Raw genomic sequence first — 16,213 nt, 5'->3', positions numbered from 1 at the left:
CTCCTGTTGGTTACTTTTGACGTTAAGGGGATATAGCTTTTTTCGGCTGGTTTATGAGCGAAATTTGGTGAGGCGGGCCTATAGCGCATAGGTTGGTTTATTGTTCGGCGCAAGCTTTCCTCAGGGAGGTTTGTGGGCGCGCAATTTCTGAATTCGTACTGTGGGAGCGGTTGGCTCTTGTAGAGCGATACTCCTTTAAATCCTTTTAGGTGTTTACCAAGGTTGTGAACAAGCTTTCGGAGTGTTGGTGTGGGACCGATAAGCGTGCTCTCAATTTGTCCAATGTATAAGTGATCTATTTTTTGGTGAGAGTCATTGAGCCAATCGTTAATGACTCTCCATTGTTTTATGTGGACAGCTGTATTTGTACTGGCGTTTGAAGGCTTGATTTGAATGTGCGTGACTATATTCATTGGCTTTTTCCAGTACGTATTGGTCTTTCTGCAAGACTCAGTTCTTGGGTTTGTCAGGGGTGTCAATTGTTGTCGTCTCACTCGCTTTTGCAGAAATAAGAATCCGATTGAATTCGTGGATTATTTCCAAAAGGTGCAGATCGATTAGCTGGTGTGGGGCTTCCTGTCCACGAAGAAATTTGATGGAGATCGATGTTGATTCATTTAGCTCAAGCTTCATGGTGGCGTCCTCAATTTGAATTTTGGGAGTGCTTAGGCTCGTGCCATTACCGGGTCAGGCTATACTCGTGTTGAGGTGAATTAAACGGGTGCGGGAATATGCAGGCCTACATGGGGTTGAGTCGCGATTTATGTTAATAAGTGTAATAAAAACAATGGATTAGAAGGGTTTTTTGCCAATCCTTCTTGTGTGGTTCGTCTTAAAAAAATACCAAACTTATTTTGTTTTACTTAGAGTGGATCGCTATGAAGGATCGTGCTGTTAGATGTATTTCAACTATATTGTGGGTTCGTGAGTTGCAGGTGATGTTTGGCGGGGTGAGTCTCGGCGAGTTGGAGCGTCAGATATTGGCATGCCAAGGACGTGACATTAGCGACTTTTGGGTGAACTATTCAAAACGGTTTAGACATTACATCTCGGGGCGACGAACCCCAAGTAGCTCATTTATAGAATTTATGGAAGGCTTGGCGCCACGGTCTTCAGCAATCTTCGATCACCCCCTTTGGGATATTCTCCGGTCACCTATGGCAAGTGCAGATCAATTACATTTAATTCTACTTCGCTTAGCTCCTAATATTTATCGAAGAGTATTTCGTGGGAGCAAGCGTTCCGGGTGTGAGCTTAGGCGTATGATCCGTGGGGTTCCTTATTTTGAGGGTATTGGTAGAGAAAGTAGTTTGGACTCGCTGGCAGCTCTGCTTGTTTTGATAAGAGAGGCTGAGATTAATGACGATTATCCCAATTTTGTTGATGCTCAGTGGGAGGCCAGAGATTTAATTTCTCGTCTATCTTTAGTGCGTCATTTTAATGAAATTGCGGTTCAACTGAATGAGCTTGTGGATGCCCGTTTTTTACGCAGAACATTACCGTTCCCCCCTAGATTTCCATGCTCGTTCTTTGACGAAGATTCAGTCGGCCCTTTAGCCGTAGGCCCAAAATACAAACTAGATGTCATTTTAGTGTCAAAGCTTTTTCGAGATTCAATTCGAGAGTCGCCACACATTTACGCGACATGCGCGACAGGTCTGGAGGTGATTCAGGTGTTTCATGCGGCTAATTGGGCGACAAAGAGAGATGATAATTTACCCAAGATCAAAGAGGATCAGTTTGATCTGTTTCCTGCAGAGCTTAAATCTGAACGTAAAAGGGTTATTTATCAGTACAAGTATGGAAAATCGGATAAAGAGAAAGGTAAGCTGAAGAACTCTTATCGTCTTCAAGTTGAATCATTGGCTCGAGAGTACAACTTGAAAGGGATGTTGAGTTCTTGATCTCGGGTGTAGTTGCTCAGACCTAGTCGGACAGCTGAGGTTCGGTGTGTGGCAGCTGACCTGACAGTCGCGAATCGGCCAGAAGCGGACTATCACGGAATTCCCCAAAGCCGAAAGTGAGTGCCTGCTTTTCTAGAGGAGCTAAGAGTAAAAACACCACTAATCACTTACCAGAAGAATATCAGCAAACAAGGATGGAACTACCACCTTCGCGCCAACGATCATTATAGCGAGCCTTACCCCACTACAGCCAGCGCCGAACTTGCAGACAATACTCCGCGTATTTTGAGCCATGCAGTTTCGTTAAATACTCTTCTTCCATCGCCACCTGTATTTGAATCAATGCAATATCAAGCACCAAGATCGCTAAAGTAATGGAATTTGGAAGCAGAAGAAAATAACCAAGCGATATAAGAATGACACCCACAAAAATCGGATTTCGTGAACATTTGAATACACCACCTTGAACAAACTCCGTTTTCTGTTCATGATCTATTCCGATCCTCCAAGACGCCCCCATCTGCGATTGAGCAATCACAACCCACATTAAAGCAATAGTCATTACGCCCATACCCAACCATTGATAGACAGCCTTATTGACCAGCTCAATCGGCCCTATCAGTTGGTACACATCAGGAAGTAGCACAAAAACCATAAACACCCCAACAGACAACGGCGGAAGAATTTTAAAATAGACACCCGTAATCGACTCAGGCCCATCCTTTTGATTCAACTTAAATACGTTAATTCCAGTACTTTTTGAAACTGCATAGTTCCGCCACAAAACAGCGACACCGAAAAACACTACAAAATAGATTGACAAAAAACAGATAATCAATTGATTCATTTAACTACTCCCTCCCTATTAAGTAGGAGACTCCTTTACGATTATTTAGGTTCGTTTCGGTACATCCACTGGTACAAAACCGGAAGTACTAGCAGCGTTAAAATTGTCGATGAAATAATCCCGCCAATCACTACCGTTGCGAGCGGACGCTGCACTTCGGAACCAGTACCGGTATTCAAGGCCATGGGTACAAAACCTAGGCTAGCCACCAACGCGGTCATCAGAACCGGCCGCAAGCGTATCATGGCGCCTTCTATGATTGATTCATTTAGCCGCCCTGTTTCATGCCAGAGCTGACGAATAAAGGCGAGCATCACTAAGCCATTGAGGACGGCCACTCCGGAAAGTGCAATAAAACCAATACCTGCTGAGATAGACATCGGCATGCCACGTAAATATAAAGACAACACACCGCCCGTGAGCGCGAGCGGCACACCACTGAAAATAATCAAAGCATCTTTGAGCGAAGAAAATGCCATTACCAATATGCCGAGGATTACCAGAAGTGTAAGCGGCACGACGATAGACAATCGTTGGCTGGCAGACTCCAACTGCTCAAAAGTGCCACCGTAATCCAGCCAATACCCAGGAGGTATGTCCGCTTTTTCTCGAATAGCTTCCTGAACTTCTTTGACGAAGCTGCCCAGATCTCTACCCCGTACATTCGCAGTGACCACGATCCGGCGCTTGCCGTTCTCGCGACTAATTTGTGCCGGTGCAGGCGAGATATCTAAAATTGCGATTTCTTCCAGAGGAACATAGTCGCCGTTTTTGAGTGGGACAGGCAGAAACTTCAATCGATCAATATCTCGGCGCGTGGTCTCTGGCAAGCGTACAATGAGCTCAAAACGTCTATCGCCCTCATAGATAATGCCTGCGGATTCACCGCCAATGGCTGCGGAGACCCAGTCTTGCAGTTCAGCCACATTTAATCCATAGCGACCTAAGGCTGTGCGATTTGGAATAACCGAGAGCGTGGGCAAGCCGGTTACTTGCTCGACACGCGCGTCCGCTGCTCCTTCAATGTCATTCACAATCTTAAGCACGTCGTTTGCGGTCAAAAGTAACTGATCCAGATCATCACCAAACATCTTGATTCCCAGATCCGCGCGCACACCCGAAATTAATTCGTTGAAGCGCATTTGAATCGGTTGGGTAAACTCGTAGTTATTGCCCGGTAATTCTTCTAAAGCACGCTCCATCTCCTCAACAAGTTCATCCTTGGTTTTGGTGGTGTCTGGCCACTCACTTCTTGGTTTAAGGATCACAAAGTTATCCGCTACGTTGGGCGGCATTGGATCGGTTGCCACTTCCGCTGTTCCTATGCGTGCAAAGACTTTGTCCACTTCCTGAAAGGCTTTAATTTTCTGCTCAAGAATCTCCTGCATTTCCACAGCTTGCTCAAGGCCAGTGCCAGGTATACGCATAGCGTGCAGCGCTATGTCACCTTCGTTAAGTTGTGGAATAAACTCGGAACCTAAAGTCGAAGCCAGCCACAAACTAAGCACCACTAAACAGCTCGCGAAACTCACTACGGCCCAACGGAATTTAAGCGCAAGTTTAAGGAGCGGGCGGTAAGCCAATTTGGCCTTGGTGATGACAATACTTTCTTTTTCACTGATCTTTCCGTTCATAAACACGGCAACGGCAGCTGGAACAATTGTGAGCGAAAGTACCATAGCCGAAAGCAATGCCATGACGACGGTTGCAGCCATCGGGTGAAACATTTTTCCTTCAACCCCGGTGAGGCTGAATATTGGTATGTAAACGATGGTGATAATGGCCACACCAAACAAACTTGGGCGAATGACTTCTGAAGTTGCTTCAAAAACGGTGTTTAATCGTTCACGTAAATCTTGTTGGCCGTTTTTATGTTGGTGCTCGGCCAGGCGGCGAACACAGTTTTCAACAATAATCACGGCGCCGTCGACAATCAAACCAAAATCCAATGCGCCAAGACTCATTAAATTGGCCGATACCCCCGTTTTCACCATACCGGTAATGGTCATCAACATGGCTAAGGGAATGACCGTTGCTGTAATTAAAGCCGCGCGCAAGTTTCCTAATAGCAAAAACAGTACAACGATGACCAGTAGTGCTCCTTCCATCAAATTTTTGGAAACGGTGGTAATTGCTTTATCGACCAATGCCGTACGGTCGTACACCGCTTCAGCGACTACTCCCTCGGGCAAAGAGGCTTGTATATCATTGAGCTTGCTCGCGACATCTTGAGCGACCGTACGCGAATTAGCACCGATCAACATCATCGCAGTACCCAAAACGGTTTCTACACCGTCTCGTGTTGCGGCACCTGTACGCAACTCGTTACCAATACCTATATCGGCCACGTCTTTAACTTTAATAGGCACGGTGTCATGTTCGGTGATAATGACATTCCCAATGTCTTCGATCGAAGCAAGCTGGCCAGGTGAGCGCACCAGTAATTGTTGACCGTTACGCTCAATGTAGCCCGCACCGCGGTTGTCATTGTTGGTTTGTAGTGCTTGTACGACATCTTCGACACTGACCTTATAAACGAGCAACTTTGCGGGATCCGGCATCACGTGGTATTGCTTGTTGTATCCGCCAATACTGTTGACCTCAATAACACCTTTCACCTGCGCAAGCTGCGGTTTGATAATCCAGTCCTGGACTTCCCGCAATGCCGTTGCAGTATAGGGTTCGCCTGTGGCCATTTTGGCGTTGGGTTCGGCCTGAACTGTGTACATAAAGATCTCACCCAAGCCCGTAGAGATAGGCCCCATCTCAGGCTCAAGCCCCGGCGGTAGGACACTTTTTATTGCGCCAAGTCTGGCGTTTATCAAGTTGCGCGCAAAGTAAATGTCTGTACCTTCCTCAAACACCACGGTCACTTGCGACAAACCGTAACGTGAAAGTGAGCGTGTGTATGACAGATTGGGTAAGCCAGCTAACGCGGTTTCAACGGGATAGGTAATGCGTTGTTCCGATTCCAGTGGTGAGTAACCCGGTGCTGCCGTATTAATTTGCACCTGGACATTGGTGATATCTGGAACGGCATCAATAGGGAGCTTTTGATAACTCCACACACCGACACCAACGATGACAAAAATAAAACATAAAATTAGTAAGCGCCGCTCAATCGCGAGGCGCAAAATAGAATCCATCATATTGTGCCTCGATTAGTGTTCGTGTCCTGCTTCGGATTTTTCGATGTCAGCTTTTACCAAATAGCTATTTTCACTGACATAATGACTGTTCGCTTCAAGCCCATCGATAACTTCATAGAAATGATCATCACTTCTACCCAGTACAAGTGGTGTAAAGCGATATTCATCCCCCGCCTTAACAAACACACCCTGGCGCCCCCCCAGCGTTTGCACCGCATCTTTTACCACTGCCAAAGGAACCGAAAAGCGGCCGGTCTCTACATGTGCTTCTACCATTGAACCCGGAGATAAACCGTGATTGTTATTGGCCAGTTCAACGCGCGCCACCAGATAAGGGGATTCCATTGACGGTACAATATGGTCCACTGTGGATTCCACACTAGCATTGCTTGCTTGTACGTGAACCGATTGACCTTCGGTGACCGAAGACTGTTGCGCGGGATAAACACGGAGTTCCGCCCAAACCGTGTCAAAGTTGGCGATGGAAAACAGGACTTGGTCTTTTGTCACTTCACCGGTATTGGCGTGACGCTGAACAATTCGTCCAGCAATGGGTGAACGGATTGCATACGTTTTCAGGCTTTCATTGGATTCAATTTCAGCTAGTACATCACTGGTTTTTACACGATCTCCAAGCGTGACTTTGACTGACTTAACCATACCCTCAAAACGCGCGCGTACGTGGCTCAGTTGTTCGGGTGCTGACACGATCGCACCGTATACCGTAATAGTCTGATGAAGCTCTTGCGAACTCGCCATAGAGGTAACGATACCCACTTGTTTGGCCATTGAATCTTCTATACGGCTAGAATTAGCCTCACCGTGCCGGTGCTCATCTTCTTCTGCATGAGCACCGTGATCATGACCATGTCCACCATCATGATCCTCAAGGCCCTCGTGCTCGTGCTCGTGCTCGTGCTCGTCATGATCTCCTTCTTCATGGTGTAGTGCATGTTGTTCTGATCTTTCATGCTCGTGATCGTGATCTTCCTTCGACCAGACATTTAATGGAGAAATACTGAAGAACAGCATCTGGGAAAAGAGCGCAACATAAACCAATTCTTTCTTCTTAATTCTTTTGTTAGGGAACAATATTGGTAAGGTCTTCATTATATGTCTCCCTTTGTTTCTTCTTTTTTATCATGCACGTAATCATGATCATCATGGTGTTCTGACCCCTGGCCTTTGTGATCTATATGATCGTCGTGTTGCGCATAATCGCCTTCAGCATAACGTTCTTTGTGTTTTTCGGAATGCTCATATTTATGGCCATGGTCGTCTGCGGCGAAAGCAGACATATTGAAAGCAAAAATAAATACAGCCAGTAATGTGATAGATAAGGTTTTCATAGACATAGATTCCTAAGGCCTGATAAGGATCAGGCCTGAATAAAACGGTTTAGACACTAAGGGTTGAGTGCTTCACTTGTTAGCTTTTCAATGACAGCCTGACTTACGAGAGCTGTTGTGGCGGCATCGATAAGCGACTGCTTACTGGCGAGCAATTCTTTCTGGGCGGCGATTAAATCAAGGTAGCGATAACGCCCATTTTCGAAACCCTCTGTAGTCAGCTTGAGTGCTTTTTCCAAAGCGGGAATAGCAGATTTTTGGGTAAGATTAACGGCAGCAATACTTTGTTTTCTTAGCGACCAGCTCTCAAAAAGCCGTGCATGCAATTGTAGAAGTTGATCTTTTTTTGCGTAATCCACAGCATTCCGTTGAGCAAGTGCGGTCTCAACTTCGCCGCTGTTGCGCTTACCTGAGAACAGGGGGATAGAAAGCCCGGCGACAAATGCCGAATCCCCTGTTTCTTCAAGGCGTTTTATACCAACTCGCCAGCTTAAATCGCTGCTACCGTTCGCACGTGCTAGTGTTATCTGCGCATCTCTAATGCGCGCCTCACTAGCAAGTACCTGTATGGCGGGAGATTTTTGAACACGTGCGTAAAGCTGCTCAAAACTGGTGGTGGCTCCAAAATTAAAAAGACTGCCCTCCAGCACGTCAAAACTTACGCTAGTCTCACCCCAAAATCGTGCAAGCAAGATTTGTTGACGTTCAAATTTCGCCTGCAGTGCAGCGAGCCGAATCTCGGCCTGCGTGAGCGCCGCTTGGGCTCGCATCACTTCCGCTTCCGGTGTGGCGCCTCGTGCAGACCGTGTTTTCACTGTCTTCAGCAGTGATTGGGATAAGACCAAAGATTCTTCGGCCAATTGAATGTTGGCTTGCGTCGCCAGCCCTTCGATATAAAGCTCGGCTAATTTTCCGAGTACGTCGAGTGTTTCGGCTTGTTGCTCCCACTTGGCTTGATTCAAACGGGCATCCGCATAGGAAAGTCGCGCTTGGCGTTTGCCTCCGAGCTCGATCACTGATGACAGTGCGAGAGTAGTTTCCGCCGAATCAAAACCTTCATAGCCCTTTGAGCCAGCAAAATTTTCGACCTCTAACTCTAGCGCTAATGCTGGGCGTAAGGAGTTACTTTGTTTTTGCGCGGTCAATGCTTCTGTCGTGAAGCGGTATTGAAAAAGTTGAGGATTGTGCGCCAGAGTTAATGCCAGTGCTCGCTTTAGAGTTAGCGAGTCAAGGTTTTCTGTAGATAGAGCTGTAGCTGGATTACAGAGCAAAACCACAAGGCAGAACCAAGTGCACTTACACCTGGAAAGTAAGTTATTTCGCATGGAAAAGTCCTAATTAAAGTCGTGATTTCCGCTAGAGCGGGTCAATACATTAGTAAAAGGACTTAAGCTTTGGGGGGACGCAGAAAAGTTTCGATAATGTCTGTGATGGCGTTGTCAGAGTAATCTGGCACAGGAGAAGGTATCTTGTTTAAGTAAATGCGATCAAAAGCTAATGCTAAAGCCGGAGAGGAATGCCCTTGGCAATGACAACAATGGTGGCAATCATGCTCTCCGCTTTCATGTTGCGCAATAGAGTCCGTAAGAAGCTCGCCTTCTGGGTGCTGATGATCATCAAAAGTCAGATGCTCTAAGCCCGATTGGTGTGCCGCATGAATATCAGCCACACCTGCCGCTGACTGTACAGTCATAAGCAGGAGTAGTAGATAGGTAAAGGCACGTAATTTCACGGGATTCAAATCAGTTGAACTAGTTGATGAAGCCAGTATAGACTCTATAGCTAGTATAGAGTCAAGGATTTGATAGTGAAAATTGGTAGATTAGCTAAATCAAGCGGTTGCTCCATTCAGACCATTCGGTATTACGAAAAGGTGGGACTTATCGCAGCCTCCTCACGTACTGAGGGAAACTTTCGCCTTTACGATAGTTACACCCTTGAAAAACTTCAGTTTATTAAGCATTGCCGCTCTCTAGATTTGACCCTCAATGAAATCAAGCAGCTAATCGAACTAAAAAGTTCACCTGAATCAAATTGTGAAGAGGTCAACCACATAATCGACAACCACCTGCACCTTGTGGAGTCGCGTATCGAAGAACTTAAAAAGCTCCATCTTGATTTGAACGTCCTGAGGCATCGCTGCACGAGCCCAAAAAAGGTCGGGCAGTGTGGGATTTTAGAGGGTCTTGCTCCTGGCCTCATCTCCAAAAGCGGACCATCGAAAAATACACCTAGCGAATAAATCGGAGGACCGCTTTGGGTCGTTTAGCGACTGTCAGACCAGTTACCAACCTTTAATTCGGGAGCCATTGATTCAACATCGTGTCAAATCTATCGAAGTCTTGTTGGTGGAGCAGTGCGATTGGGATGAATGTTGGTTCAAGCCTACTCTCATCAATCTGCTGAATTGCTTCTAGTAATTCACCCTGTGATTTGTAGTCTAAAGGCCTTCCAGCCACTGCTGGGCTGATAATCTCTGAGGGGCTTACAAGCCAGTCAAGAATTTCCCACGAGGAATACCCTGTATTCAGGGCTCGTTTAAGGAGGTGTTGTATTTGAGGAAAGACTGAAAACTTTTCCTTACAGATCTGTTCTTTTGGAAACAACCTTCCTCCGTGTCGAACAACGTATAGTACGCTCTTCTCGTCGCACATGTTTTCAAGTAGGCTCGAGTCGTTTATAGCTAGCTCGAAGGTCCCTTTGGCTTGCCTTATAAACTCTGAAGAATTTAATAGGGTGCAAGATTCAATTAGTGCCCGCTGCCTCATGGCAAGCCTGTACATAAGCACCAATCTAGATTCTTGGATTGGATGAATTGGTAGTTCACTCAGAGTTTCAATGCAGAGGTCGATTCTATCTTTATCGGAGATGGCCATAGTTTCTTACCTGTTTGCACCGGAAGTCTCATTGCGGTGGCACTGCGGCTCGCATTGTTTGTGCCTCCGAGGGCGTGTACCTAAAATAGGTACACCTTGAAGTGTACCGATATTGGTACATGTGATCAAGATTGTACACCTCATTGTCGATGGCTTGGTGCCTATTCGTAGGGAAGGCTTTTGGGTGTACCGAAATTGGGTACACCAACTGGTGTACCGATAATGGTACGCATGATTAAGACCATCTCATCCGCCCGATATCAAAGCCTCATTTCATGGTTGAAGGAGGCTCGTGCGGCTAGAGGGTACAGCATGAGAGACCTTTCTGACATATTGGGGGAGAGCCATAGCTTGGTGCAGAAAGTTGAATGCCTAGAGAGAAGGTTGGATGTTTATGAATATGTTCAGTACTGTAAAGCGCTTGATATAGACCCTGAGCAAGGGTTAAAGCTCCTGAAATTCACAGAAGATTCAGGAGCTTAGGTCAATAAGAGGTGGTTGATGGACCTACTTTAAAGGAAGGTCAATATCGATCTCCCAGTGCCCATATTCATCCCATGCGCTCCGCCATCATTTGAAAACCCGGCATTTATGCCGGGTTTTTTTATTTCTGGCTCAAGGTAAATGTAAATGGCGCAGCAATAGTTACTGGCGCAGCGCTCCTATCTTATTTTCTGGTTTAGTCTGGGCTCAGCTTCGGCGGTAAATGCTCCGTTTGTCGTAATGTTAGCTTTTGGTGCATTTTTTGGCGCACAGAAACCCGCCTGCGTGGCACCGGTGCGTTATGCTGTGCACATCTTATATAAAGCGCGTTTAAGGCTGTTCGCAAGATTTGAGCTAGCTCATAAAAGCCTGAGTATCTCGGTGTACAGTTTTTCGACATGTTTGGCTGGTTTTTGCAGTGCAGAGAGCAAAGTATTAAATAATGTTGGACGGCTTTCGTTTTGAGCCCGGGTCGCAGGTAAGTACAAATTGCTTTTTGGCTTTGCCCTGCAAAAAAAATCGACACTATTTATCTTGCTTTGTACTGACCTAAAGCTTTGTCGCTCGAAAGTTCATCTTTCGGCATGCAATATGCTGGTGTTTCTGTGCTCTAGTGCACGTTTTTTGTTTTTGAAGATTGAAACAAGAACTAAATAATGTGTTGTTAGGCTGGGTTCTGGGCATGGAACTTGCCTTTAACGTGTGGCATACATTGCCATACTCAAGTTGGAAGAGGCTCTACTCAAGAGTAGAAGGGCAGATAGTGATGCGCAAATAAATGGCGCTACATCTATCTATTGTTTAGAGCTGCGATTAATTGAAGTTAAAGGAATCGATGTGGGTGACAACTTCATCAATAACAATCTGAATCACTTTTCGTTTGTGTACAGGTTGATAGATCTTTGTATTATTCAGTTTTCGATCTTGCTGTGTGTCTATTTATATGACGGCCGCTTTATCGAGGGTTATAACATTATTGCCTTAGTGGCGAATTGTAGTTTTTTACTTTTCGCTGAGAGCCTGCGTATTTACCGCAGCTGGCGCACGGGTTTTGCCAGCCGCCTGGCTCTTTATACCTTTGTTAGCTGGTTCTTTGCCTGTTTTTGTGTTGTTCTGTTTATCTTCTTTTTCAAGATTGCCGAGGACCTTTCGCGTATTGTTGTTGGCATGTGGTTAGTGCTAACGGTGTTTTTACTGGTCGCCTGGCGCATGGCGTTTCGCGCTTATCTTTTTCATCGCCGCAGCCAAGGTTATAACTGTCGTCGAGTGGCGATCTTTGGTATGGGTGAGCTCGGCGAGCGCCTGGCCGCGCAAATTCTTTCTCACCCAGAGACCGGCCTGCGTATTACGGCTGTCTACGATGATCGCAGCGCTAGCCGTTTGAACCCCGAATACGCATCGCTGTTAAGCGGCACGATTGACCAAGGTGTGCGCGCTGCCAAAGACAATAGCTTTGACGTGGTCTATGTCGCCCTGCCACTGGTGGCGCAAAAGCGCCTTGAAGGCCTGCTGCGCTCGCTCGGTGATAGTACGCTTGATGTTTACCTGGTTCCAGATTTCTTTACCTTTAACTTGGTTAATTCCAGCTTGAGCCACGTTGGCAACTTGCAGACTTTAAGTGTGTATCAGTCGCCGCTAAGTGGCCCGATGACGGCGATGAAGCGCCTGGAAGATATCGTTGGTTCACTATTGATTTTGTCGGTGATTTGTATACCGATGCTTGTTATCGCAGCGATGATTAAGCTGGATTCACGCGGGCCGGTTATCTTTAAGCAAAACCGTTATGGTGTCGATGGGCGCAAGATCAAAGTGTACAAATTCCGATCTATGCGGGTGCAGGATAACGGCCCGGTTGTGAAACAGGCAACTAAAAACGACGATCGAATTACCAAGCTTGGGGCGTTTTTGCGAAGAACCTCGCTCGATGAGTTGCCGCAATTCATTAATGTGCTGCAGGGTAAAATGTCCATTGTTGGGCCGCGCCCACACGCGGTTGCGCACAATGAAGAGTATCGCCGCATTATCGATTTCTATATGCTCCGCCACAAAGTCAAACCGGGTATTACTGGTTGGGCTCAAATCAATGGTTGGCGGGGCGAGACCGATACGCTCGAAAAGATGGAAAAACGCATCGAATTTGATATCGAGTACATTCGAAATTGGTCTTTGTTCTTTGATGTGAAAATTATCTTCATGACCTTATTCAAAGGTTTTGTTGGTAAAAACGCCTATTAGTGACGTAGATTGGCAGGCAATGTTGCCTTGGTTTAGACGCGCCGCGCTGGTTGTATCTATCGCAACATTGGCTGCTATTGCCGCGCCCGACAAGCAGCTTCTTGATCTTCTTGATGTCGAATTTCACGAACAGTTCACGCGTGTTTACGGCGAAAAGGCACACAAGCGTTTACAGCGTTGGAAGCGGCTAATTCGCGACAACAAAGATCAAGATGATTGGGTCAAGCTGCGCAAGGTCAATCATTTTTTTAACTCCAGCATGCGCTTTGTCAGCGATGAGCAGCACTGGCAACAAAATGACTACTGGGCAACGCCGATCGAGTTTATTGGTTCTCGCGGCGGAGACTGTGAAGACTTTAGCTTGGCAAAGTATTTCACTCTTAAAGCCATGGGGATGGACGTCGATAAGTTGCGTCTGATGTACGTTCGGGCACTAAATTATGATGAAGCCCACATGGTGCTTATTTATTCTGAGCGCCCGGCCGATGTGCCGCTGGTGTTAGATAACCTGGTCGCTGAGATTCGACCGGCAACACAGCGCAAGGATTTGAAGCCTATCTACAGCTTTAATGGTGACGGACTGTGGTTGGCAAAGGCGCGCGGCTTAGGAAAGAAAATGCGCGAGAAGGGTAGTGTGGCTCAATGGGATGATGTGATCGGCCGTATTGAGCGCGGTGAATTTAAACAGGCGAATTAAAGTGAGTGTTGATGAACCCGAATATCTCGGTTGTTCATCAGGGCTTAACAAAAGTTATGGGTATATTTAGGGCAAGTTTACGCACGCAGCTGAACATCATTCTTTTATTAATGATGTTGCTTAGCTTTCTTGCCAGTTTGTGGGTGAATGTCAGTTCTGTGCGTGGTTTTCTCGATGCGCAGCTGCAAGCTCATGCTCAGGATACGGCGACAAGCTTAGGTTTATCTTTGCAGCCTGCGCTGTTAAGCGGTGATGAGCCGGCTTTAAAAGCAACGGTAAATGCAATTTTTGATCGCGGATATTTTGAGAAAATCCGCCTGCTTGGTGTTGATGGCAACTTGTTGTACGAGCGCAGTTTGGCAGCGCGGCCCGAAGCCGTGCCCAGTTGGTTTATTGAGTTGTTTCCTCTTTCGGCTCCAGTGGCGACAACACAAATAAATACCGGCTGGACCATAGGTGGGGTACTGTCTGTGCAGGCTCACCCGGGCTTGGCGTATCGGCAGCTGTGGTTGTCGGCTTTGGATAGTGTGCATATGACCTTGGCGCTTTTTTGTTTTGCCCTGTTGGCGGCCTATCTGCTGTTAAGGCAGGTTTATAAGCCGATAGAAGCGGTAGTAGCCCAGAGTGAAGCGGTGGCCAGGCGAGAATTTATTCTAATCGAGCAACAGCCCCGGGCCAGGGAGCTGAGCAGCTTTGTGACGGCGATGAACACCATGGTTATACGCCTAAAAGGGGCCTTTGTTGACCTAAACCTTATTGCAGAGCAAGCAAAAAAGGACGCGTATGAAGATGTCACCACGCGCCTGGCGAACCGCAAAGCGTTTGATTTGCGTATGCAGGATGTGCTTGATCCGGGTGCGAGTGATTTTGGCTTCTTACTGTTGTTTCGCTTTGAGTTGTTAAAAGAGTTTAATTTAAGCCGCGGTTATGAAGCGGGCGATCGGATTTTACGAGCGTTAGTTGATTGCATTACTGAGAATGCAAAAAAGTTACCTGAAGCAGAGCTATTTCGCTTTTCTGGGTCGGAATTTGTACTGCTGGCGCCAGGTGTGAGTGAAAAAACTATTAGCGCTTGTGCCGAGGCAACACTGGCTTCACTTAAAAAGCTTGATGGTTTGCAGCAGAGCGCCTTTGGAGTGAAAGGTTTATCGGTGGGTATTAGCACCTTTAGTGCCGGGCAGGATTACAAACGTTTGCTGTACAACCTCGATATGGTGACGCTCGCGGCAGCCAGCGAGCCGGGTGGAATCAAGCTGCGCGCGCAAACCACACCGGGACAGGGCGCCTCAGAATTAAAGCAAGTAATCGAAGAAATTATCCAGCGCCCGCGTATGTGTGTGCGTTTGCAGGCTCAAGCGGTAGAGTCTTGCACGGGGCTCAGTTTGTTTGGCTGTGATATCTACGCCGCGTTTGTGGTGAATGGTGTTACTTACAACACCGCCGATGTGTTTGCTGCAGCGCAAGCTTACGGCCTTGCTAAGCAGCTCGATTTGGCTGTGTTAAAAAGTATTGCGCTAAAAGCTGAGCTGGTACAAAAATATGGTCAAGGCCGTTTGGCTTTTTGCTTAAGTCAAACAAGTTTGCACGACGCTGACTTTGTACAGCAACTTGCGCAGTTGTTTGAAGGCCAATATCAGCACTACGTCGTGTGTGTGAATGAACAGGCAATTATCAGCGGTCTCGACAGTGTCAGTTCGGCGCTCGAAAAATTGCGCTCCCTCGGTTTTGGTATATGCGTAAATCGTTTTGGCTCGAGCACGGAGTCGCTTAGGTATTTGGCAGCGGTGCGGCCGGATTTTGTTAGGCTTGATCCGGTTTTGACAAAAAATAACGATGTTTTGGATCACAATAAGCCGCTGTTAACGGCGCTTATTGCGTTAGCGCGCAGTATGCAAATTGCGGTGATTGCTCAGCGTGTTGAAGTGATTGGTGAGGCCGAGCGTTTAAAGCTGCTCGGTGTCGATGGTTTACAGGGCTTCTATATCGGTCGCCCGGAAAAAATTTAGCTTAACTGAAGTTTTAGGAGGCTTTAAATGAAAAAGTTGGCGTTTGCCTTGTGTGCATTGGCTTTGTCGGGAGCCGCGTTTGCGGATACTCAGGAAGATTTAGCCGCCGGAAAAAGTGTTGAACAGATCATTCAATCTGCACCTGAAGGTACTGATTTGGCCAGCCTTGTGGTCGAGGTGATCGAGCTGGATTCAACCAAAGTGGTTGAGGCGGTTCAAGCTGCAATTGCACTTGATTCGAGCTTGGCCGAGCGCATTATCTCCGCTGCTGTTGGTGCAGCACCCGGTGCAGCTCAGCAAATTGTCGATGCTGCTATTGCCATGGGGGTTGACCCGGATGTAGCCGTGGTGGCGGCGATTGCCGGTGGTGCCGACGCCGGTGCAATTATTGCGACGGCGGCCGGTGATACTATTTCAGGCAGTGAACCTCTTAACCGCAATGTTACGGTTGTTGAGGATCCGCTGGCAGGAGCAAGCCCCGAACCAACACCGCAGCCAAGCTCTGAACCAACACCGTTGCCGAGCGATGACCCGACACCGCAGCCAACACCGTTGCCGAGTGATGATCCGACGCCTCAGCCAACACCTCAGCCAAGTGATAGCCCTGATATTCCTGATCCGGGTGAGTCTCCGGTTTCGCCGAGTTAATTGATGGGAGATATATAGC

The 16,213-nt window shown here is 47.1% G+C and carries 14 protein-coding genes; 7 read left to right on the top strand and 7 right to left on the bottom strand.

The features are described 5' to 3' along the window. Positions 1 to 878: 878 nt before the first annotated feature. Positions 879 to 1,904, top strand: a complete 1,026-nt coding sequence (locus tag CFK45_RS18360) for a hypothetical protein (protein ID WP_143247605.1) — start codon at positions 879 to 881, stop codon at positions 1,902 to 1,904. Between the two features lie 244 nt (positions 1,905 to 2,148). On the opposite strand, the gene CFK45_RS14400 is transcribed toward CFK45_RS18360, so the two are convergent. The 6 genes from CFK45_RS14400 to CFK45_RS14375 all read right to left on the bottom strand — a co-directional run bounded on the left by CFK45_RS14400 (position 2,149) and on the right by CFK45_RS14375 (position 8,918). After that, on the bottom strand, positions 2,149 to 2,751 hold the full coding sequence (locus CFK45_RS14400) for a methyltransferase family protein (RefSeq protein ID WP_096087143.1): 603 nt from the start codon (positions 2,749 to 2,751) through the stop codon (positions 2,149 to 2,151). Positions 2,752 to 2,792: 41 nt separating this feature from the next. Continuing rightward, complete coding sequence (locus tag CFK45_RS14395; protein ID WP_096087142.1) at positions 2,793 to 5,900, bottom strand: efflux RND transporter permease subunit; 3,108 nt, start codon at positions 5,898 to 5,900, stop codon at positions 2,793 to 2,795. A 12-nt stretch (positions 5,901 to 5,912) separates the two neighbouring features. Next, positions 5,913 to 7,010 carry an efflux RND transporter periplasmic adaptor subunit gene (locus CFK45_RS14390; protein ID WP_096087141.1) on the bottom strand — a complete coding sequence of 366 codons (1,098 nt, stop codon included), beginning with the start codon at positions 7,008 to 7,010 and terminating at the stop codon, positions 5,913 to 5,915. Continuing rightward, positions 7,010 to 7,249, bottom strand: coding sequence for a hypothetical protein (locus tag CFK45_RS14385; RefSeq protein ID WP_239923698.1), 240 nt, complete (start codon positions 7,247 to 7,249; stop codon positions 7,010 to 7,012). Before CFK45_RS14385 ends, CFK45_RS14390 begins: the two co-directional genes overlap by 1 nt. A gap of 56 nt (positions 7,250 to 7,305) precedes the next feature. Continuing rightward, entirely contained in the window at positions 7,306 to 8,574 is a 1,269-nt protein-coding gene (locus CFK45_RS14380; RefSeq protein ID WP_096087139.1) for a TolC family protein, read from the bottom strand. Positions 8,575 to 8,636: 62 nt separating this feature from the next. Beyond that, positions 8,637 to 8,918: a hypothetical protein gene (locus tag CFK45_RS14375; RefSeq protein WP_239923696.1), complete on the bottom strand. Its 282-nt coding sequence runs from the start codon at positions 8,916 to 8,918 to the stop codon at positions 8,637 to 8,639. Positions 8,919 to 9,056: 138 nt separating this feature from the next. Between CFK45_RS14375 and cadR the strand changes: the two genes are divergently transcribed. Next, positions 9,057 to 9,491, top strand: coding sequence for a Cd(II)/Pb(II)-responsive transcriptional regulator (cadR, locus tag CFK45_RS14370; protein ID WP_096087137.1), 435 nt, complete (start codon positions 9,057 to 9,059; stop codon positions 9,489 to 9,491). Between the two features lie 52 nt (positions 9,492 to 9,543). On the opposite strand, the gene CFK45_RS14365 is transcribed toward cadR, so the two are convergent. Further along, on the bottom strand, positions 9,544 to 10,125 hold the full coding sequence (locus tag CFK45_RS14365) for a hypothetical protein (protein ID WP_096087136.1): 582 nt from the start codon (positions 10,123 to 10,125) through the stop codon (positions 9,544 to 9,546). Positions 10,126 to 10,347: 222 nt separating this feature from the next. Here CFK45_RS14365 and CFK45_RS18835 point away from each other — a divergent pair, with 222 nt between their 5' ends. The 5 genes from CFK45_RS18835 to CFK45_RS18510 all read left to right on the top strand — a co-directional run bounded on the left by CFK45_RS18835 (position 10,348) and on the right by CFK45_RS18510 (position 16,194). Next, complete coding sequence (locus tag CFK45_RS18835; protein WP_349677399.1) at positions 10,348 to 10,608, top strand: helix-turn-helix domain-containing protein; 261 nt, start codon at positions 10,348 to 10,350, stop codon at positions 10,606 to 10,608. A 702-nt stretch (positions 10,609 to 11,310) separates the two neighbouring features. Next, a complete protein-coding gene (locus tag CFK45_RS14350) occupies positions 11,311 to 12,843 on the top strand; it encodes an undecaprenyl-phosphate glucose phosphotransferase (RefSeq protein ID WP_204378484.1) in 1,533 nt (510 codons plus the stop codon). 19 nt (positions 12,844 to 12,862) lie between these two features. Beyond that, positions 12,863 to 13,540, top strand: coding sequence for a transglutaminase-like cysteine peptidase (locus CFK45_RS14345; RefSeq protein ID WP_096087133.1), 678 nt, complete (start codon positions 12,863 to 12,865; stop codon positions 13,538 to 13,540). Between the two features lie 11 nt (positions 13,541 to 13,551). Next, positions 13,552 to 15,546: a bifunctional diguanylate cyclase/phosphodiesterase gene (locus CFK45_RS14340; RefSeq protein ID WP_096087132.1), complete on the top strand. Its 1,995-nt coding sequence runs from the start codon at positions 13,552 to 13,554 to the stop codon at positions 15,544 to 15,546. A 27-nt stretch (positions 15,547 to 15,573) separates the two neighbouring features. Continuing rightward, positions 15,574 to 16,194 carry a hypothetical protein gene (locus CFK45_RS18510; RefSeq protein ID WP_096087131.1) on the top strand — a complete coding sequence of 207 codons (621 nt, stop codon included), beginning with the start codon at positions 15,574 to 15,576 and terminating at the stop codon, positions 16,192 to 16,194. Positions 16,195 to 16,213: the final 19 nt, after the last annotated feature.

Origin of the sequence: Agaribacterium haliotis, from assembly GCF_002312815.1 — a bacterium.
Classification (GTDB): Bacteria; Pseudomonadota; Gammaproteobacteria; order Pseudomonadales; family Cellvibrionaceae; genus Agaribacterium; species Agaribacterium haliotis.
This window is presented reverse-complemented; position numbering and strand designations above follow the sequence as displayed.